We start from the raw sequence: 19,941 nt of genomic DNA on the forward strand, positions 1-19,941 counted from the left end.
CCATGGCCACTATCCACGTAGACGGCAAAGCGCTCGAAGTCGATGGGGCGGACAACCTGTTACAGGCATGTCTGTCACTAGGCCTCGACATCCCTTATTTCTGCTGGCACCCCGCTCTCGGTAGCGTCGGTGCCTGTCGCCAGTGCGCGGTCAAGCAGTACACCGACGAGAACGACACCCGTGGTCGCATCGTCATGTCCTGCATGACTCCCGCCACCGACAACACCTGGATCTCCATCGACGATGAAGAATCCAAGGCCTTCCGCGCCAGTGTCGTCGAATGGCTGATGACCAACCACCCGCACGACTGCCCGGTCTGCGAGGAAGGCGGTCACTGCCACCTGCAAGACATGACCGTGATGACCGGCCACAACGAGCGCCGTTATCGCTTCACCAAGCGTACCCACCAGAACCAGGAACTCGGCCCGTTCATCGCTCACGAGATGAACCGCTGCATCGCCTGCTATCGTTGCGTGCGTTTCTACAAGGACTATGCCGGCGGCACCGACCTCGGTGTGTTCGGCGCCCACGACAACGTGTACTTCGGTCGCGTTGAAGACGGCACCCTGGAAAGCGAATTCTCCGGCAACCTCACCGAGGTCTGCCCGACCGGTGTGTTCACCGACAAGACTCACTCCGAGCGCTACAACCGCAAATGGGACATGCAGTTCTCGCCGAGCATCTGCCATGGCTGCTCCAGCGGTTGCAACATTTCCCCGGGCGAGCGCTACGGCGAACTGCGGCGCATCGAGAACCGCTACAACGGTTCGGTGAACCAGTACTTCCTGTGCGACCGTGGCCGTTTCGGCTACGGCTACGTCAACCGCGAAGACCGTCCACGCCAGCCGCTGCTGAACGACGGTACCAAGCTGAACCTGGACCAGGCGCTGGACAAGGCCGCCGACCTGCTGCGCGGGCGCAATATTGTCGGTATCGGTTCGCCTCGCGCCAGCCTGGAAAGCAACTACGCCCTGCGTGAACTGGTAGGCGCCGAGCACTTCTACAGCGGTATCGAAGCCGCCGAACTGGAGCGCATCCGCCTGGTCCTGCAAGTGCTGAGAAACAGCCCGCTGCCTGTGCCGACCATGCGCGACATCGAAGACCACGATGCGGTGTTCGTCCTCGGCGAGGACCTGACCCAGACCGCCGCCCGCATGGCCCTGGCCCTGCGCCAGTCGGTCAAGGGCAAGGCCGAAGAGATGGCCGACGCCATGCGCGTCCAGCCATGGCTCGACGCCGCGGTGAAAAACATCGGCCAGCACGCGCTGAACCCGCTGTTCATTGCAAGCATCGCTGAAACCAAGCTCGACGACGTCGCCGAAGAGTGTGTACACGCCGCTCCCGACGACCTGGCGCGCATCGGTTTTGCCGTGGCCCACGCCCTGGATGCCAGCGCCCCGGCCGTCGAAGGTCTGGACAGCGAAGCCTTTGAGCTGGCCAAGCGCATCGCCGACGCCCTCCTCGCCGCCAAGCGCCCACTGATCATCGCCGGCACCTCCCTGGGTTCCAAGGCGCTGATCGAAGCCGCGGCGAACATTGCCAAGGCCCTCAAGCTGCGCGAGAAGAACGGTTCCATCAGCCTGATCGTGCCCGAGGCCAACAGCCTCGGCCTGGCCATGCTCGGTGGCGAATCGGTGGACGCCGCGCTGCAAGCGGTGATCGACGGTAAGGCCGACGCCCTGGTTGTGCTGGAAAACGATCTGTACACCCGCACCGACGCTGCCAAGGTCGATGCCGCGCTGAACGCCGCGAAAGTGGTGATCGTCGCCGACCACCAGAAGACCGCCACCAGCGATCGCGCGCACCTGGTCCTGCCAGCGGCCAGCTTCGCCGAGGGCGACGGCACCCTGGTCAGCCAGGAAGGCCGTGCCCAGCGCTTCTTCCAGGTGTTCGATCCAACCTATATGGATGCCAGCATCCTGGTTCACGAAGGCTGGCGCTGGCTGCATGCCCTGCGCTCTACCCTGCTGAACAAGCCGGTGGACTGGACCCAGCTGGACCACGTGACCGCCGCCTGCGCCCAGAGCAACCCGCAACTGGCGCACATCGTCGATGCCGCGCCATCGGCGTCGTTCCGCATCAAGGGCCTGAAGCTGGCCCGCGAACCGTTGCGCTACAGCGGCCGTACCGCCATGCGCGCCGATATCAGCGTGCACGAGCCACGTACCCCGCAGGACCAGGACACCGCGTTTTCCTTCTCCATGGAAGGTTACTCGGGCTCCGTGGAACCGCGCTCCCAGGTTCCGTTCGCCTGGTCGCCGGGCTGGAACTCGCCGCAAGCCTGGAACAAGTTCCAGGACGAAGTCGGTGGTCATCTGCGTGCTGGCGATCCGGGCACCCGCCTGATCGAAAGCCAGGGCGACAGCCTCGGCTGGTTCGCCAGCGTGCCGCGCGCCTTCTCTCCTGCCCAGGGCACCTGGCAGGCGGTGCCGTTCTACCACCTGTTCGGCAGCGAGGAGAACTCTTCGAAAGCCGCTCCGGTCCAGGAACGCATCCCGGCCGCCTACGTCTCCCTGGCCAAGTCCGAAGCCGACCGCCTGGGCGTCAACGATGGCGCGCTGCTCGCCGTGAGCGTGGCGGGCCAGACCCTGCGTCTGCCGCTGCGCATCAACGAAGAGCTGGGCGCTGGCCTGGTGGCCCTGCCGGCAGGCCTGGCGGGCATTCCACCGGCGTTCTTTGGCAAATCCGTTGACGGTCTGCAGGAGGCAGCGCAATGACCTGGTTCACCCCCGAAGTGATCGACGTGATCCTGGCGGTCGTCAAAGCCCTGGTCATCATGCTGGCCGTGGTGGTCGCAGGTGCCTTGCTCAGCTTTGTCGAACGTCGCCTGCTGGGCTGGTGGCAGGACCGTTACGGTCCGAACCGCGTTGGCCCGTTCGGCATGTTCCAGATCGCCGCCGACATGCTGAAGATGTTCTTCAAGGAAGACTGGACCCCGCCGTTTGCCGACAAGGTGATCTTCACCCTGGCACCGGTCGTGGCCATGAGCGCCTTGCTGATCGCTTTCGCGATCATCCCGATCACCCCGACCTGGGGCGTGGCGGACCTGAACATCGGCCTGCTGTTCTTCTTCGCCATGGCCGGCCTGTCGGTGTACGCGGTGCTGTTCGCCGGCTGGTCGAGCAACAACAAGTTCGCCCTGCTCGGCAGCCTGCGTGCCTCGGCCCAGACCGTGTCCTATGAAGTGTTCATGGGCCTGGCGCTGATGGGCATCGTGGCCCAGGTCGGTTCGTTCAACATGCGCGACATCGTCGACTACCAGGCGCAGAACCTGTGGTTCATCATTCCGCAGTTCTTCGGCTTCTGTACCTTCTTCATCGCTGGCGTGGCCGTGACTCACCGTCACCCGTTCGACCAGCCGGAAGCGGAACAGGAACTGGCCGACGGTTACCACATTGAATACGCCGGCATGAAATGGGGCATGTTCTTCGTTGGCGAGTACATCGGCATCATCCTGATCTCGGCACTGCTGGTCACCCTGTTCTTCGGTGGCTGGCACGGTCCGTTCGGCATCCTGCCGCAACTGTCCTTCGTCTGGTTCGCCCTGAAGACCGCGTTCTTCATCATGCTGTTCATCCTGCTGCGCGCTTCCATCCCGCGTCCGCGTTATGACCAGGTGATGGACTTCAGCTGGAAATTCTGCCTGCCGCTGACCCTGATCAATTTGCTGGTGACTGCTGCGCTTGTGTTGTTGAACACGCCAGCAGGCGCGGTTCAGTGAGGATTTGACCCATGTTCAAATATATTGGCGACATCGTTAAGGGTACTGGTACCCAACTGCGCAGCCTGGTGATGGTCTTCGGCCATGGCTTTCGCAAGCGCGACACCCTGCAATACCCGGAAGAGCCGGTCTACCTGCCGCCCCGCTACCGCGGCCGCATCGTGCTGACCCGCGACCCCGATGGCGAAGAGCGTTGCGTAGCCTGCAACCTGTGCGCCGTGGCATGCCCGGTGGGATGCATCTCGCTGCAGAAAGCTGAAACCGAAGACGGTCGCTGGTACCCGGACTTCTTCCGCATCAACTTCTCGCGTTGCATCTTCTGCGGCCTCTGCGAGGAAGCCTGCCCGACCACCGCGATCCAGCTGACCCCGGATTTCGAGATGGCCGAGTTCAAACGTCAGGACCTGGTTTACGAGAAAGAAGATCTGCTGATCTCCGGCCCCGGAAAGAACCCTGATTACAACTTCTATCGTGTTGCAGGTATGGCCATTGCCGGTAAGCCAAAAGGCTCCGCGCAAAACGAAGCCGAGCCGATCAACGTGAAGAGCTTGCTGCCTTAAGGAAGAAAGATGGAATTCGCTTTCTATTTCGCGTCAGGTGTCGCCGTTGTCTCCACGCTCCGCGTGGTGACCAACACCAACCCTGTGCACGCCCTGCTCTACCTGATCATTTCGCTGATCGCCGTGGCGATGACCTTCTTCAGCCTCGGCGCGCCGTTCGCCGGCGTACTGGAAGTGATCGCCTATGCTGGCGCCATCATGGTGCTGTTCGTGTTCGTGGTGATGATGCTGAACCTGGGGCCTGCCTCGGTTCAGCAGGAACGCATCTGGCTCAAGCCGGGAATCTGGCTGGGGCCGGTGGTGCTTGCCGCCCTGCTGCTGGTGGAACTGCTGTACGTGCTATTCAGCCACCAGAGCGGTACCGGTGTCGGCCACACCACCGTGGACGCCAAGGCCGTGGGCATCAGCCTGTTCGGTCCTTATCTGCTGGTGGTCGAACTCGCCTCGATGCTGCTGCTCGCCGCAGCCGTCACGGCGTTCCACCTGGGCCGCAACGAGGCGAAGGAGTAAGACCATGCCTACTATCGGAACTATCCCTCTGGAGCATGGCCTGGCCGTTGCCGGCATCCTGTTCTGCCTCGGCCTGGTCGGCCTGATGGTGCGCCGCAACATTCTCTTCGTGCTGATGAGCCTGGAAGTGATGATGAACGCCTCCGCCCTGGCCTTCATCGTCGCAGGTGCCAGATGGGCGCAGCCGGATGGACAGATCATGTTCATCCTGGTGATCAGCCTGGCAGCCGCCGAGGCCAGCATTGGCCTGGCGATCCTGTTGCAGCTGTATCGCCGCTTCCACACTCTCGATATCGACGCTGCCAGCGAGATGCGCGGATGAACCTTCTCTATCTGACTTTCCTGTTCCCCCTGATCGGTTTCCTGCTGCTGTCGTTCTCCCGTGGACGCCTCTCGGAAAACCTCGCCGCCCTGATCGGTGTCGGCTCCGTTGGCCTGTCGGCGATTGTCGCGGCTTATGTGATCTGGCAATTCAACGTCGCCCCGCCGGAAGGTGGCCACTACACCCAGGTGCTGTGGCAGTGGATGACCGTAGGCGACTTCAAGCCGACCTTCGCCCTGTATCTGGATGGCCTGTCCGTGACCATGCTCGGCGTGGTGGTGGGCGTGGGCTTCCTGATCCACCTGTTCGCGTCCTGGTACATGCGCGGTGAAGACGGTTACTCGCGCTTCTTCGCCTACACCAACCTGTTCATCGCCAGCATGCTGTTCCTGGTGCTCGGCGATGACCTGTTGTTCCTGTACTTCGGCTGGGAAGGTGTGGGCCTGTGTTCGTACCTGCTGATCGGTTTCTACTACAGCAACCGCAACAACGGTAACGCGGCACTCAAGGCCTTCATCGTCACTCGCATCGGCGACGTGTTCATGGCCATCGGCCTGTTCATCCTGTTCCAGCAGCTGGGCACCCTGAATATCCAGCAACTGCTGGTCGCGGCGCCTGCGAAGTTCCAGGCCGGCGACTTCTGGATCGTCCTGGCGACCCTGATGCTGCTGGGTGGCGCGGTCGGTAAATCCGCCCAGCTGCCGCTGCAGACCTGGCTGGCGGACGCGATGGCCGGTCCTACTCCGGTTTCGGCACTGATCCACGCCGCAACCATGGTGACTGCCGGTGTCTACCTGATCGCCCGTACCCACGGTCTGTTCGCCCTGGCGCCGGATATCCTGCACCTGGTGGGCGTCGTCGGTGGCGTGACTCTGGTCCTGGCCGGCTTCGCCGCGCTGGTCCAGACCGACATCAAGCGGATTCTCGCCTACTCGACCATGAGCCAGATCGGCTACATGTTCCTGGCCCTGGGCGTTGGCGCCTGGGACGGCGCGATCTTCCACCTGATGACCCACGCCTTCTTCAAGGCCCTGCTGTTCCTTGCCTCCGGTGCGGTGATCGTTGCCTGCCACCACGAGCAGAACATCTTCAAGATGGGCGGCCTGTGGAAGAAACTGCCACTGGCCTACGCCAGCTTCATCGTCGGCGGCGCGGCCCTGGCGGCCTTGCCACTGGTCACCGCCGGTTTCTACTCCAAGGACGAGATCCTCTGGGAAGCCTTCGCCAGCGGTAATCACGGCCTGCTGTATGCCGGTCTGGTGGGGGCCTTCATGACCTCGCTGTACACCTTCCGCCTGATCTTCATCACCTTCCACGGTGAAGCCAAGACCGAAGCCCATGCCGGCCACGGCATCAGCCACTGGCTGCCGCTGTCGGTGCTGATCATTCTGTCGACCGCCGTCGGCGCCATGATCACTCCACCGCTGCACGGCGTACTGCCGCAAAGCGTCGGCCATGCCGGTGGCGAAGCCAAGCACAGCCTGGAACTGGCGTCGGGCGCCATCGCCATCGCCGGTATCCTGCTAGCCGCGCTGCTGTTCCTCGGCAAGCGTCGCTTCGTTACCGCCGTCGCCAACAGCAGCATCGGCCGCATCCTCTCGGCCTGGTGGTTCGCTGCCTGGGGCTTCGACTGGATCTACGACAAACTGTTCGTCAAGCCATATCTGGCGATCAGCCATGTACTGCGCAAAGACCCGCTCGACCAGACCATCGGTCTGATCCCGCGCCTGGCCAAAGGGGGCCACAACTCCCTGAGCCGTACGGAAACCGGTCAACTGCGTTGGTACGCCGCCTCGATGGCTGCTGGTGCCGTGCTGGTTATCGGCGCCGTCGTGCTGGTAGCGGTCTGATATGAACCTTGCGAACTTGCGAAAGGAATTGAGCCCGTCATGATTCTGCCTTGGCTAATCCTGATCCCCTTCATCGGCGGCCTGCTGTGCTGGATGGGTGAGCGCTTCGGCGCCACCCTCCCCCGCTGGATTGCGCTGCTGACCATGTCCCTGGAACTCGCTCTCGGCCTCTGGCTGTGGGCCCATGGCGACTATTCATTCGCTCCGGCACCTGGCGCCGATCCGACCTGGACCCTGGAGTTCAAGCACGTCTGGATCGAGCGCTTCGGCATCAACGTGCACCTGGCCCTCGATGGCCTGTCGCTGTTGATGATCCTGCTGACCGGCCTCCTGGGCGTGCTGTCCGTCCTCTGCTCCTGGAAAGAGATCCAGCGTCACGTGGGCTTCTTCCACCTGAACCTGATGTGGATCCTGGGCGGTGTCGTCGGCGTGTTCCTCGCCCTCGACCTGTTCATGTTCTTCTTCTTCTGGGAAATGATGCTGGTGCCGATGTACTTCCTCATCGCGCTCTGGGGTCACAGTTCTTCGGACGGCAAGAAAACCCGGATCTACGCCGCGACCAAGTTCTTCATCTTCACTCAGGCTTCCGGCCTGATCATGCTGGTGGCGATCCTCGGTCTGGTGCTGGTCAACTTCAACGACACCGGCGTGATTACCTTCAACTACGCCGACCTGTTGAAGACCAAGATGTCGACCACCACCGAGTACGTGCTGATGCTCGGCTTCTTTATCGCCTTCGCGGTGAAGCTGCCGGTGGTGCCGTTCCACTCCTGGCTGCCCGATGCCCACGCCCAGGCACCGACCGCAGGCTCCGTGGACCTCGCGGGGATCCTGCTGAAGACCGCGGCCTATGGCCTGCTGCGCTTCGCCCTGCCGCTGTTCCCGAACGCCTCGGCCGAATTCGCGCCGATCGCCATGACCCTGGGTCTGATCGGGATCTTCTACGGTGCCTTCCTGGCCTTCGCCCAGACCGACATCAAGCGCCTGGTGGCATTCTCCAGCGTTTCGCACATGGGCTTCGTGCTGATCGGCATCTACTCCGGCAGCCAGCTGGCCCTGCAGGGCGCGGTGATCCAGATGCTGGCTCACGGTCTGTCGGCGGCAGCACTCTTTATCCTGTGCGGCCAGCTGTACGAACGCACCCACACCCGCGACATGCGTGAAATGGGTGGCCTGTGGTCGAAGATCGCCTACCTGCCAGCCATCAGCCTGTTCTTCGCCGCGGCCTCGCTGGGCTTGCCGGCAACCGGTAACTTCGTCGGCGAATTCCTGATCCTGATCGGCACCTTCGCCAGCGCGCCATGGGTCACCGTGCTCGCGACGTCCGGCCTGGTGTTCGGTTCGGTCTATTCGCTGATCATGATTCACCGCGCCTACTTCGGCCCGGCCAAGTCGGACGCGGTCTTGCACGGCATGGACGCTCGCGAACTGATCATGGTGGTCGGACTGGCGGCGCTGCTGATTTACATCGGCATCTACCCGCAACCGTTCCTCGATACCTCTGCCGCCACCATGAATGGCGTGCAGCAATGGCTCGGCACCGCCTTCACTCAACTCGCTTCGGCCCGGTAAGAGCGCTATGGACTTTACGATTCAACACTTTATCGCGCTTGCGCCGCTGTTGATCACCAGCCTCACCATCATTGTGGTGATGCTGGCTATCGCCTGGCGTCGCAACCATTCGCAAACCTTCCTGCTGTCGGTCGCCGGTCTGAACCTGGCGTTGCTGTCGATTCTGCCGGCCCTGAAAGTCACCCCTCTGGCGGTGACTCCATTGCTGCAGATCGACCAGTTCGCCTGCCTGTACATGGCGCTGATCCTGGTGGCCACCCTGGCCTGCGTCACCCTCGCCCACGCCTATCTGGGCGACGGCGGCACCGGCTACCCGGGCAACCGCGAAGAGCTGTACCTGCTGATCCTGATGGCCGCCGCCGGCGGCTTGGTCCTGGTCAGCGCACAGCACCTGGCCGGCTTGTTCATCGGCCTGGAGCTGCTCTCGGTACCGGTCTACGGCCTGGTGGCTTATGCCTTCTTCAACAAGCGTTCGCTGGAAGCCGGCATCAAGTACATGGTGCTGTCGGCCGCTGGTTCCGCGTTCCTGCTGTTCGGCATGGCCCTGCTCTACGCCGAAGCCGGCAGCCTGAGCTTCAACGGCATCGGTCAGGCCCTGGCCGCGACCGGCCTGCCTAGCCCGCTGGCCCAACTGGGCCTGGGCATGATGCTGATCGGCCTGGCGTTCAAGCTGTCGCTGGTACCGTTCCACCTGTGGACCCCGGACGTCTACGAAGGGGCCCCGGCGCCTGTGGCGGCCTTCCTGGCCACCGCGAGCAAGGTGGCGGTATTCGCGGTGATGGTGCGTCTGTTCCAGATCTCGCCGGTGGCCAGCAGCGGTGTCCTGAACACCGTGCTGACCCTGATCGCGATTGCCTCGATCCTGTTCGGTAACCTGCTGGCGCTGACCCAGAGCAACCTCAAGCGTCTGCTGGGTTACTCGTCCATCGCCCACTTCGGTTACCTGCTGATCGCCCTGGTGGCGAGCAAGGGCCTGGCGATGGAAGCCATCGGCGTCTACCTGGTCACCTACGTGATCACCAGCCTCGGCGCCTTCGGCGTGATCACCCTGATGTCCTCGCCCTACAAGGGTCGCGACGCGGATGCCCTGTACGAGTACCGCGGCCTGTTCTGGCGCCGTCCGTACCTGACCGCCGTGCTCACCGTGATGATGCTGTCCCTGGCCGGCATCCCGCTGACCGCGGGCTTCATCGGCAAGTTCTACATCATCGCCACCGGTGTCGAAGCGCACCAATGGTGGCTGGTCGGCTCCCTGGTCCTGGGCAGCGCCATCGGCGTGTTCTACTACCTGCGCGTCATGGTCACCCTGTACCTGATCGAGCCGAACCTGCGCCGCGTCGACGCCCAGCTGCACTGGGAACAGAAAGCCGGCGGCGTGATGCTGCTGGCCATCGCGGTCCTGGCGTTCTTCCTCGGCGTCTACCCACAACCGCTGCTGATCCTGGTCCAGCAATCCGGTCTGGCGGGCTGATCGCTCAAGCACGATCCGCAGTAAAACAAGACGGCGCCTTCGGGCGCCGTTTTGTTTTCCGAAGAAAACCGCCCTGCCCTTCCTCCTGCCGCCTGAAAGGAATTGCCTTTCAGGCTTTAAAGACGCGTCCTACGTCTCATCCTGATTGCTAAGTCTAAGGTCATTAAAAGGCGACGAGTGTCATGCGCAACGCCTTGACCTCTTGACCTATCCAATCAAAAATATACGCAGGTTACGTACAAAGCATGGACGCACTTTTTATTGAGTTACCCCCGTTCCAGCGCTATCGACAGGACTATCTGGACGACGAGCTTTTTCGTAGCCTGCAGCTTGAATTGCTCAAAGCCCCCGAAGCCGGAGATCTCATCGAAGGAACCGGTGGCTTGCGCAAGATCCGTTTTGTCGATGAGCGAAGACACAAGGGCAAACGCGGCGGAATCAGGGTGATCTATTACTGGTGGTCCGGAGGCGCCCAGTTCTGGCTCTTCACCCTTTACGCAAAGAACGAGCAGAACGACCTGGCACCCCAACAGAAAAAACTGCTCAAGCAACTGTTGAACAGAGAAGTCGAGGCAAGGACCCATCATGAAACGTGACATCTTTTCCGAACTGGTCGAAGGTTTCGACGCCCTGGCCAAAGAGCGCCAAGGCAAGCTCACGCTGCGTAGCCACAAGGTCAAGCTGAGCGCATTGCTCCCGATCACCGCCGAAGAAGTGCTGGCAGTGCGCGAACAGCTGAACCTGTCCAGATCGGTATTTGCCATGTACCTGCGCACCAACACTCGAACCCTGGAGAACTGGGAGCAAGGACGGGCAAAACCCAACGCTCAGGCCACCACCCTGATCCGCCTGGTACAGCGCTTTCCCGATACGGTGGAGCGGCTGGCAGCACTGGCCTGAAGATCTGCGCCGGTTCGAGGGACATCATCGCGGGCAAGCCTCGCTCCTACAGACAAGCAGTGTCTTCGCCACCAGGTCTGCCCGCGACAGCGATTGCCCTGACAGCACAACAGCCATTCCCAAAACACAACGGCACCCGAAGGTGCCGTTGCGAATTACCGATCCACAACCTTATTTGCGCGCTGCCTCCCACGACTTGAGCAGTTCGTTGTAGCTCACGGTTTCCCCCTTGGGTTTCTCGTTGGCCAGTTTCGGTTTCGGCGCGCCCGGCTGGTCGAACCAGTATTGCGCGTCGCGCTCGGGGTTCATTTTCGGCGCGCAGGTGGCCTGGGCTTTCGAGCGCTCGAGCCGGGTCATGATTGCGTCCTGGTCCTTGGCCAGGCCATCGAGTGCCTGTTGCGGGGTTTTCTCGCCGCTGGCCGCTTCGGCGATATGGCTCCACCACAGCTGCGCCAGGCGTGGATAGTCCGGCACGTTGGTGCCGGTCGGCGTCCACTGCACCCGGGCCGGACTGCGATAGAACTCCACCAGGCCACCGAGCTTCGGTGCCAGGTCGGTCATCGCCTGGGAGTTGATGTCCGACTCGCGGATCGGTGTCAGGCCGACGATGGTTTTCTTCAGCGACACGGTTTTCGAGGTCACGAACTGGGCATAGAGCCAGGCCGCGAGTTTCTGCTTCTCCGGGGTGGACTTCATGAAGGTCCAGGAACCCACGTCCTGATACCCCAGCTTCATGCCCTCTTCCCAGTACGGTCCACGCGGAGACGGCGCCATGCGCCATTTCGGCGTGCCATCGGCGTTCATCACCGCCAGGCCCGGCTTGGTCATGTCGGCGGTGAACGCGGTGTACCAGAAGATCTGCTGGGCGATATTGCCCTGGGACGGTACCGGCCCTGACTCGGAGAAGGTCATGCCCGCCGCTTCCGGTGGCGCGTACTTTTTCATCCAGTCGACGTATTTGGTGGTGGCGAACACCGCCGCCGGGCCGTTGGTGTCGCCGCCGCGGGTCACGCTGGAGCCCACCGGATGGCAGTCCTCGACGCGGATCCCCCACTCGTCCACCGGCAAGCCATTGGGCAAGCCCTTGTCGCCGCCGCCGGCCATGGAGAACCAGGCATCGGTGAAGCGCCAGCCCAGGGACGGGTCCTTCTTGCCGTAGTCCATATGCCCGTAGACCCGCTTGCCGTCGATCTCCTTGACGTCCTCGCTGAAGAACTTGGCGATGTCCTCATAGGCCGACCAGTTCACCGGCACACCCAGCTCGTAGCCGTACTTCTCCTTGAACCTGGCCTTCAGGTCGGCCCGCTCGAACCAGTCGGCGCGGAACCAGTACAGGTTGGCGAATTGCTGGTCGGGCAACTGATAGATCTTGCCGTCCGGCGCGGTGGTGAAGGAGATGCCGATGAAGTCCTTGATGTCCAGGGTCGGCGAGGTGTAGTCCTTGCCTTCGTTGGCCATCAGGTCGGTGATGGATTCGGTCTTGCCATAACGAAAGTGCGTGCCGATCAGGTCGGAGTCGTTGACCCAGCCGTCATAGATGTTCTTGTCCGACTGCATCTGGGTCTGCAGCTTCTCCACCACGTCGCCCTCCTGCAGCAGGTCGTGGGTCAGCTTGATCCCGGTGATTTCGCTGAAAGCCTTGGCCAGCACCTTGGACTCGTATTCATGGGTGGCGATGGTTTCCGAGACCACGTTGATCTTCATCCCGCGAAACGGCTCGGACGCTTTAATGAACCACTTCAGCTCTTCCAGCTGTTGTTCCGCGGTCAGGGTGGATGGCTTGAACTCGCTGCCGATCCACTTTTTCGCGGCGTCCTCGTAGGCGTCGGCCCAGGCCGTCGCGCTCAGGCCGCTCAATGCCAGCATGGCCGCCAATGAAACGCTATGTCGCAGCTTATTGTTTTTGTCGAACATAGAGACCTCCCGGTTGAATTTCGAAGCAGGACTGCCGCGCACGCGCCCGGCTAGCCCCAACGCATCACAGCCAACAGCCACACCAGGGACAGCACGAACGCCACCCAGATGCTCCATTCGGTGGCGCCGATTACCAGCAGATGCAGGTAGGCGCTGCCGAGAAGACCGATAAACAGACGATCGCCACGGGTGGTGGCAATCGGCAGGAAGCCGCGCCGAGGGATGCTCGGCGAACGCAGCTCCCAAGTGGTCATGCCCAGCATGATCAAGGCAATGACACCGAAGAATGCCGCCGTCGGGGCGGTCCAGTTCATCCATTCCATCAACGGTTCCTCATACCCGGCCCAGGGCAAAGCCCTTGGCCACATGGTTGCGAACAAACCAGATCACCAGCATGCCCGGCAGGATGGTCAGCACCCCGGCGGCCGCCAGCACGCCCCAGTCGATACCGGAGGCGGACACGGTACGGGTCATCACCGCGGCGATCGGCTTGGCGTTCACCGAGGTCAAAGTCCGCGCCAGCAGCAGCTCGACCCAGGAAAACATGAAGCAGAAGAACGCCGTCACGCCGATCCCCGAACCGATCAGCGGGACGAAGATCTTCACGAAGAACTTGGGAAAGCTGTAGCCATCGATGTAGGCGGTCTCGTCGATTTCCTTCGGCACCCCGGACATGAAGCCTTCGAGAATCCACACCGCCAGCGGCACGTTGAATAGGCAGTGGGCCAGGGCCACGGCAATGTGCGTATCGAACAGGCCGATGGACGAATACAGCTGGAAGAACGGCAGCAGGAATACCGCCGGCGGCGCCATGCGGTTGGTCAGCAGCCAGAAGAACAGGTGCTTGTCGCCGAGGAAGCGGTAGCGCGAGAACGCATAGGCCGCCGGCAGCGCCACGCTCAGGGAAATCACCGTGTTCAGGCTGACGTAATACAGCGAGTTGAGGTAGCCGGTGTACCAGCTGGGGTCGGTGAAGATCACCTTGTAGTTGTGCCAGGTGAAGTCCTGGGGCCACAGGGTCAGGCTGCCGAGGATCTCGTTGTTGCTCTTGAACGACATGTTCAGCAACCAGTAGATCGGCACCAGCAGGAACAGGATGTAGATCAGCAGCGGTATCAGCTTGCGCTTGGTCATGGCGGCCGTCCTCAGCGATTGGCGTCGGAGTGGGTCATGGCGGTGTAGAACAGCCAGGACACCAGCAGGATGATTAGGAAGTACACCAGGGAGAACGCTGCGGCGGGGCCCAGGTCGAACTGACCGATCGCCATCTGGGTCAGGGTCTGGCTGAGGAAGGTCGTGGCGTTGCCCGGCCCGCCGCCGGTGAGCACGAACGGCTCGGTGTAGATCATGAAGCTGTCCATGAAACGCAGCATCACCGCGATCAGCAGCACGCTTTTCATCTTCGGCAACTGGATATGGCGGAACACTGCCCAGTTCGACGCCCGGTCGATGCGCGCCGCCTGGTAATACACGTCCGGGATCGCCCGCAGCCCCGAAAAGCAGAGCAGCGCCACCAGCGAGGTCCAGTGCCACACGTCCATCACCAGCACCGTGACCCAGGCATCCATGGTGTTGGCCGCGTAGTTGTAATCGATACCCAGGGCATTCAGCGCCGAGCCCATCAGGCCGATGTCGGCTCGGCCGAAGATCTGCCAGATGGTGCCCACCACGTTCCACGGAATCAGCAGCGGAATGGCGAGGATGATCAGCACCACCGACGACCAGCGTCCCTTGCTTGGCATGGTCAGGGCGATGGCGATGCCCAAGGGAATTTCGATCAACAGCACGCAGGCGGAATAGATGAACTGGCGCAGCAGCGAGTCGTGCAGGCGCGGGTCGAGCAGCACCTGGCGGTACCAGTCGGCGCCGACGAAATAGCGGCTGGACTGGTCGAAAATGTCCTGCACCGAATAGTTGACCACGGTCATCATCGGGATCACCGCACTGAAGGCCACCAGCAGGAACACCGGCAATACCAGCCACCAGGCTTTGTTGTTCTGCACTTTGTTCATGGCTGAACCTCGTTCGTGGCGTGGGCCTCCAGCAGGTATTCGTCGGTGTAGACCATCAGCCACTGCGCTGGGAAGCTGATGCAGGCCCTGCCCTGCGGCACCGGTTTGTCTTCGGCCAGCCGCACTTTCAAGACCGCGCCGTCGAGGTTCAGGGTCATGATCTTGTAGGTACCCAGGTCCTCGATGTGGACCACGTCGGCCTGCAGCGCCTCCTCGTAAGGCTCGTCCCAGACATGGATGAACTCCGGGCGAATGCCGACTTTCAGGCTCTGGTAATCGATCTCGGCGATTCGCTGCTGCAAGGCTTCAGGTAATGGCAGGTGGGTGCCGGCGAACCTGACACCGCCGGCCTCTGCCCGGACCTCGATCAGGTTCATCCCCGGGCTGCCGATGAAGTAGCCGACAAAGGTGTGGCTCGGCCGCTCGAACAGCTCCCGCGGGGTACCGAACTGGACGATCTGCCCGCCGTACATCACCGCGATCTTGTCGGCGAAGGTCGAGGCTTCGAGCTGGTCGTGGGTGACGTAGACCATGGTGATGTTGAACTGCTCGTGGATCTGCTTGAGCTTGCGCCGCAGCTTCCACTTCAAGTGCGGGTCGATCACCGTCAGCGGCTCGTCGAACAGGATCGCCGATACGTCGTCGCGCACCAGGCCGCGGCCCATGGAAACCTTCTGCTTTTCGTCGGCGCTGAGGTTGCGCGCCTTCTTGTTCAGCAGCGCCTGCAAGTCGAGGACCTCGGCGATCTCCTGCACCTTGCTGTGCACCCTGGCCTCGGCCAGGCCCTGGTTGCGCAGCGGAAAGGCCAGGTTGTCGAACACCGTCATGGTGTCGTAGACCACCGGGAACTGGAAAACCTGGGCGATGTTGCGCTTCTCGGGAGTCAGCTCGTTGACCACCCGGGTATCGAACAGCACCTGCCCCTGGGAAGGGCTGAGCAGCCCGGAAATGATGTTGAGCAAGGTCGACTTGCCGCAGCCGGACGGCCCGAGCAAGGCATAGGCGCCGCCCTGCTCCCAGACGTGGTTCATCTCGCGGATCGCATAGTCCTCGGGACCGGCCGGGGTACTGGTGTAACTGTGGGCGAGGTTGTGCAAACGGATCTCGGCCATCAGGCAACCCTCGCGACGCGCCGCCCCGGTGCCTGGACCAGACGGCCCTGGGCATCGAAGACGAACAGTTTGTGGGTGGGGATATAAATGCGGATCGGCGCGTCGACGTCGTATTCGTGCACGCCGGGCAGGTGCAGCACCAATAGGAATTGTTCGTTGCGCACATGCAGGAAGGTTTCCGAGCCGCTGATTTCCGCCACCTCGACGGTCACCGCCAGCTCCAGGTCGTCGTCGTTGCTCGGTACCAGGGAGATATGGCTGGGCCGCACGCCGAAGCGGAACTCGCCCTCGCCGACCGGGCGCAGATCGACGTTCAGCGGAAAGTGCACGAAATTGGCGAAGCTCACTTCATTGCCGGCGATGCGCCCCGGCATCAGGTTGATCGGCGGTTCGGAGAACAGCTCGGCGGCCAGCACCGTCTGGGGCTGGTGATAGACCTCGGCGGTCTTGCCGCTCTGCACCAGGTGCCCCTCGTGGAGGATGGTGGTGGTACCGCCCAGGGCCAGCGCCTCGTTGGGCTCGGTGGTGGCGTAGATGGCGATGGTGTGGCGGGCCTGGAACAGCTCGCGCATCTCCTGGCGCAGCTCTTCGCGCAGCTTGTAGTCGAGGTTGACCAGCGGCTCGTCGAACAGGATCAGCTCGGCATCCTTGACCAGCGCCCGGGCCATCGCCGTGCGCTGCTGCTGGCCGCCGGACAGCTCCAGCGGATGGCGCTGCAGGAACTTCTCGATCCGCAGCATCTTCGCCGTCTCCAGCACCTTGCTCTCGATCAGTTGCGCCGAAACGCCGGCCTGGCGCAGCGGCGAGGCGATATTCTCGAACACGGTCATGGTCGGGTAGTTGATGAACTGCTGATAGACCATCGACACATTGCGCAGCCGCACCGGGCGCCCGGTGACGTCCACGCCGTTCATCAGGATGCGCCCACTGGCGGGCTTGTCGAGCCCGGCGATCAGGCGCATCAGGCTGGTCTTGCCGGACAGCGTGCGCCCCAGCAGGACATTGAAGGAACCGGGTTCAAAGCGCAGCGAGATGTCATCGATCCAGGTCTGGCCCTCGACGACACGGCTGACGTGCTCCAGCGTTAATGACATGGCTCGGCCTTTTTTATTATTGGAGTCAAGCGACCGCAGCAGCAGAGCGACTTTCGTGCCAGAACCGTGGCACCAAACCAAGCCCCTGATAAGCCTGATATTTATTAAAAGACCGGCTATTGGAAGGTTCACAGCTGAACAGAAATGAACAACCCGCACTGAACAACTGAACAGTCCGGCGGTTGACAATGAACAAGAGTGAACAACACTGGATGGACGCTTTTGCCCGTAAACGCCACAGTTCCGGGCATAGGCCAATAACAACAATAAAAGCGTTTTCAGAGACCTACCGCCATGAGCGCACCTGCCTCACCGCTGTCTCACGAGACCATCATCAAGGACTCCTGGAGTCGCTGCCGGGCCTTTGGCCTCAGCCACCAGAGCACACCGGCCTTCGATCAACTGCCCGCCGAGCGCATCGCCCAGTTGCTGGAGAGCCAGCATGCCCTGGTGCAGACCACCCACCAGGAAGTCCTCCCCTACTACGAGAACATCCTCAGCAACTCCAATTGCCTGATCATGCTCGCCGACAACCAGGGCCAGGTGCTGACGTCCTGGGGCACCCAGCGTTTTATCCAGCCGAGCCTGGCCCGTGGTTTCAGCGCCGGCGCCAGCTGGCTGGAACACTGCAGCGGGACCAACGCCATCGGCACCGCCCTGGCTTGCGAACAGGCGGTGCATATCGAGCACGATGAACACTTTCTCAAGGCCAACCGCTTCATGACCGGCTCGGCCGCGCCGATCTTCGATGCCGAGCGCCGGGTGATCGCGGTGCTGGACGTCTCCAGCGACAGCTACCTGCCGCCCTCCCACACCCTGGGCATGGTCAAGATGATGAGCCAGACCGTGGAGAACCGGCTGATCCTCAACCTGTTTGAAGGCCGGCATTTCCAGCTGACCTTCAACACCGGCCTGAACAACCTCGACAGCCAGTGGGCCGGCTTGCTGATCTTCGATGACAGCGGCCAGGTGCTTTCGGCCAACCGCCGCGCCGACAACCTGCTGGGCATCAGCCTGTCGCGGGTCGGCATCGAAAGCCTGTTCAAGGCGTCACTGCTGGAATTGCTCAACCAGCCCGAAGGCCTGCCCTTCGCCCTGCAGGCTGCCGGTCGCAACCGCTTCCATTGCCTGCTCAAGCGTCCAAGGCAGATGCCGATCCAGGCCCGAGTCTTCGTCGAGCCACCTTCCCGTCCGGCTCCCGCCAACACAGATGCCATCAGCCTGAACACCCTGCACTTCGGCGACAGCCGGGTGGAGAAAGCCGTGCGCCAGGCCGAACGGCTGCTGGAAAAGGACATTCCGCTGCTGATCCACGGCGAAACCGGCGTCGGCAAGGAAGTTTTCGTCAAGGCCCTGCATCAAGCCAGCTCGCGGAGCAAACAGGCGTTCATTGCCGTCAACTGCGCGGCGATTCCCGCCGAACTGGTGGAGTCCGAGTTGTTCGGCTACGAGAAAGGCGCCTTCACCGGCGCCAGCCAGAAAGGCAGCATCGGCCTGATCCGCAAGGCCGACAAAGGCACGCTGTTCCTCGACGAAATCGGCGACATGCCCTTGCCGACCCAGGCCCGCCTGTTGCGTGTGCTGCAGGAGCGCTGCGTGCAACCGGTGGGTAGCAGCGAGCTGTTCCCGGTGGACATCCGCATCATCTCGGCGACCAACCGCTCCCTGCGCGAACAGGTACAACTCGGGCGTTTTCGCGAGGACCTGTATTACCGCATCGGCGGCCTGACCCTGGAGTTGCCGCCCCTGCGCGAACGCAGCGACAAACAGGCGCTGTTCAAGCGCATCTGGGAACAGCATCGCGAGCCCGGCCAATGGGCCGGGCTCAGCCGCGACGTCCAGGAACTGTTCGAGCGCCATCCCTGGCCGGGCAACCTGCGCCAGGTCAGCAGCGTGATGCAGGTAGCGCTGGCCATGGCCGAAGAACAGCCGATCCGCGCCGAGCACTTGCCGGACGACTTTTTTGTCGACCTGGACATGGAGCCAGCCACCAGCCACGAACCGCCCGGCGACATCGACCTGCAAGACACCCCCGACCTGCACCGCCAGCTCAAGGCCGTGGGCGGCAACATCTCCCTATTGGCCCGGCGCCTGGGGGTGAGTCGCAATACCCTGTACAAGCGCTTGCGACAGCTGGATACATAAAACCTGACCTGCCGTCTGCCTCGGCTTGGCCGGGATCAAATATTCTGGCTATATTTGTCCAGAATATTGGAGAAACCTCATGATCACTGTCCCGCTGGCAGAAGCCAAAAACAACCTGTCCAAACTGGTCGACGATGCCGCGGCAGGACAGGTCATTACCATCGCCAAACACGGTCGTGCCCTCGCCCGCCTGGTTCCCGTCGGCAAACCGTCGGGGCAGCGCATTGGTGCAATGAAAGGCAAACTGGTGCTTCCCGACGACTTTGACGCCCCGCTGCCGGACGACATGCTCGACGCCTTCGAAGGTACTCAGGAGTGAGAGTCCTGCTCGACACGCATATTCTGCTCTGGACCCTCAGCGACGATCCGAAGTTGTCGGCCAAGGCCCGAAAGCTGATTGAAAGCGCTGCCGAAATCTATATCAGCGCCGCGTCTTTCTGGGAGATGGCCATCAAGGTTGGCCTGGGCAAGCTTGATGTGGACCTGGAAGAGATTCGCGAATATTGCCTGGCGAGCGGTTTCATCGAACTGGCCATCACCTCGGAACACGCCATTGCGGTCAAAGACCTTGAACATCACCACCGCGATCCCTTTGACCGGCTGATTGTGGCCACCGCGATCAGCGAACCGATGAAACTGCTGACCGCCGACCCGCTAGTCGCCAAGTACAGCTCCCTGGCCATTCTGGTTTGATCCCGCACAGATAAATCGCAGGCAAACAAAAACCCGCACAAGGCGGGTTTCTGTTTGTCGCCAGT

The 19,941-nt window shown here is 62.1% G+C and carries 19 protein-coding genes; 13 read left to right on the top strand and 6 right to left on the bottom strand.

What is annotated here, in order from left to right:
* The first annotated feature begins 2 nt into the window (after positions 1-2).
* The 10 genes from nuoG to AC07PQ_RS04140 all read left to right on the top strand — a co-directional run bounded on the left by nuoG (position 3) and on the right by AC07PQ_RS04140 (position 10,906).
* Complete coding sequence (nuoG, locus tag AC07PQ_RS04095) at positions 3-2,717, top strand: NADH-quinone oxidoreductase subunit NuoG (RefSeq protein ID WP_277589203.1); 2,715 nt, start codon at positions 3-5, stop codon at positions 2,715-2,717.
* Positions 2,714-3,721, top strand: a complete 1,008-nt coding sequence (nuoH, locus tag AC07PQ_RS04100) for an NADH-quinone oxidoreductase subunit NuoH (RefSeq protein ID WP_007929607.1) — start codon at positions 2,714-2,716, stop codon at positions 3,719-3,721. Before nuoG ends, nuoH begins: the two co-directional genes overlap by 4 nt.
* Positions 3,722-3,732: 11 nt before the next feature.
* On the top strand, positions 3,733-4,281 hold the full coding sequence (nuoI, locus tag AC07PQ_RS04105; RefSeq protein ID WP_003223795.1) for an NADH-quinone oxidoreductase subunit NuoI: 549 nt from the start codon (positions 3,733-3,735) through the stop codon (positions 4,279-4,281).
* A 9-nt stretch (positions 4,282-4,290) separates the two neighbouring features.
* Positions 4,291-4,791: an NADH-quinone oxidoreductase subunit J gene (gene nuoJ / locus AC07PQ_RS04110; RefSeq protein WP_007929608.1), complete on the top strand. Its 501-nt coding sequence runs from the start codon at positions 4,291-4,293 to the stop codon at positions 4,789-4,791.
* 13 nt (positions 4,792-4,804) lie between these two features.
* Complete coding sequence (gene nuoK / locus AC07PQ_RS04115; RefSeq protein WP_085985111.1) at positions 4,805-5,113, top strand: NADH-quinone oxidoreductase subunit NuoK; 309 nt, start codon at positions 4,805-4,807, stop codon at positions 5,111-5,113.
* Positions 5,110-6,963 carry an NADH-quinone oxidoreductase subunit L gene (gene nuoL / locus AC07PQ_RS04120; RefSeq protein ID WP_101338482.1) on the top strand — a complete coding sequence of 618 codons (1,854 nt, stop codon included), beginning with the start codon at positions 5,110-5,112 and terminating at the stop codon, positions 6,961-6,963. The genes nuoK and nuoL overlap by 4 nt, the downstream gene beginning before the upstream one ends.
* Positions 6,964-7,002: 39 nt before the next feature.
* A complete protein-coding gene (gene nuoM / locus AC07PQ_RS04125) occupies positions 7,003-8,535 on the top strand; it encodes an NADH-quinone oxidoreductase subunit M (RefSeq protein ID WP_493184386.1) in 1,533 nt (510 codons plus the stop codon).
* A 7-nt stretch (positions 8,536-8,542) separates the two neighbouring features.
* Entirely contained in the window at positions 8,543-10,006 is a 1,464-nt protein-coding gene (nuoN, locus tag AC07PQ_RS04130) for an NADH-quinone oxidoreductase subunit NuoN (protein ID WP_007929613.1), read from the top strand.
* A gap of 245 nt (positions 10,007-10,251) precedes the next feature.
* Positions 10,252-10,602, top strand: a complete 351-nt coding sequence (locus AC07PQ_RS04135; RefSeq protein ID WP_493184385.1) for a type II toxin-antitoxin system RelE/ParE family toxin — start codon at positions 10,252-10,254, stop codon at positions 10,600-10,602.
* Complete coding sequence (locus tag AC07PQ_RS04140; protein ID WP_007929615.1) at positions 10,592-10,906, top strand: helix-turn-helix domain-containing protein; 315 nt, start codon at positions 10,592-10,594, stop codon at positions 10,904-10,906. Before AC07PQ_RS04135 ends, AC07PQ_RS04140 begins: the two co-directional genes overlap by 11 nt.
* A 171-nt stretch (positions 10,907-11,077) precedes the next feature.
* Here the strand turns inward: AC07PQ_RS04140 and AC07PQ_RS04145 are convergent, their stop codons facing one another.
* Genes AC07PQ_RS04145 through AC07PQ_RS04170 form a run of 6 tightly spaced genes read right to left on the bottom strand, consistent with a single transcriptional unit; the run spans position 11,078 to position 17,038 of the window.
* Positions 11,078-12,820 (bottom strand): ABC transporter substrate-binding protein, encoded by a 1,743-nt coding sequence (locus tag AC07PQ_RS04145; RefSeq protein WP_492570964.1) that lies wholly within the window; start codon positions 12,818-12,820, stop codon positions 11,078-11,080.
* Between the two features lie 50 nt (positions 12,821-12,870).
* The gene (locus AC07PQ_RS04150; RefSeq protein WP_493184384.1) at positions 12,871-13,143 is read right to left on the bottom strand and encodes a DUF2160 domain-containing protein; all 273 of its coding nucleotides are present in this window, start codon (positions 13,141-13,143) and stop codon (positions 12,871-12,873) included.
* A gap of 10 nt (positions 13,144-13,153) precedes the next feature.
* On the bottom strand, positions 13,154-13,954 hold the full coding sequence (locus tag AC07PQ_RS04155; RefSeq protein ID WP_007929618.1) for a carbohydrate ABC transporter permease: 801 nt from the start codon (positions 13,952-13,954) through the stop codon (positions 13,154-13,156).
* A gap of 11 nt (positions 13,955-13,965) precedes the next feature.
* Positions 13,966-14,832 carry a carbohydrate ABC transporter permease gene (locus AC07PQ_RS04160; protein ID WP_007929620.1) on the bottom strand — a complete coding sequence of 289 codons (867 nt, stop codon included), beginning with the start codon at positions 14,830-14,832 and terminating at the stop codon, positions 13,966-13,968.
* Positions 14,829-15,944 carry an ABC transporter ATP-binding protein gene (locus AC07PQ_RS04165; protein WP_493184383.1) on the bottom strand — a complete coding sequence of 372 codons (1,116 nt, stop codon included), beginning with the start codon at positions 15,942-15,944 and terminating at the stop codon, positions 14,829-14,831. The genes AC07PQ_RS04160 and AC07PQ_RS04165 overlap by 4 nt, the downstream gene beginning before the upstream one ends.
* Positions 15,944-17,038, bottom strand: a complete 1,095-nt coding sequence (locus tag AC07PQ_RS04170) for an ABC transporter ATP-binding protein (RefSeq protein ID WP_493184382.1) — start codon at positions 17,036-17,038, stop codon at positions 15,944-15,946. Before AC07PQ_RS04170 ends, AC07PQ_RS04165 begins: the two co-directional genes overlap by 1 nt.
* 294 nt (positions 17,039-17,332) lie before the next feature.
* Here AC07PQ_RS04170 and AC07PQ_RS04175 point away from each other — a divergent pair, with 294 nt between their 5' ends.
* Genes AC07PQ_RS04175 through AC07PQ_RS04185 form a run of 3 tightly spaced genes read left to right on the top strand, consistent with a single transcriptional unit; the run spans position 17,333 to position 19,876 of the window.
* Positions 17,333-19,183: a sigma-54-dependent Fis family transcriptional regulator gene (locus AC07PQ_RS04175; RefSeq protein ID WP_493184381.1), complete on the top strand. Its 1,851-nt coding sequence runs from the start codon at positions 17,333-17,335 to the stop codon at positions 19,181-19,183.
* 25 nt (positions 19,184-19,208) lie between these two features.
* Complete coding sequence (locus AC07PQ_RS04180) at positions 19,209-19,502, top strand: type II toxin-antitoxin system Phd/YefM family antitoxin (protein ID WP_238543449.1); 294 nt, start codon at positions 19,209-19,211, stop codon at positions 19,500-19,502.
* Complete coding sequence (locus tag AC07PQ_RS04185) at positions 19,499-19,876, top strand: type II toxin-antitoxin system VapC family toxin (protein WP_007929631.1); 378 nt, start codon at positions 19,499-19,501, stop codon at positions 19,874-19,876. The genes AC07PQ_RS04180 and AC07PQ_RS04185 overlap by 4 nt, the downstream gene beginning before the upstream one ends.
* Positions 19,877-19,941 lie beyond the last annotated feature (65 nt).

The sequence above is a fragment of the Pseudomonas sp. GW821-FHT09E12 genome, assembly GCF_059416085.1.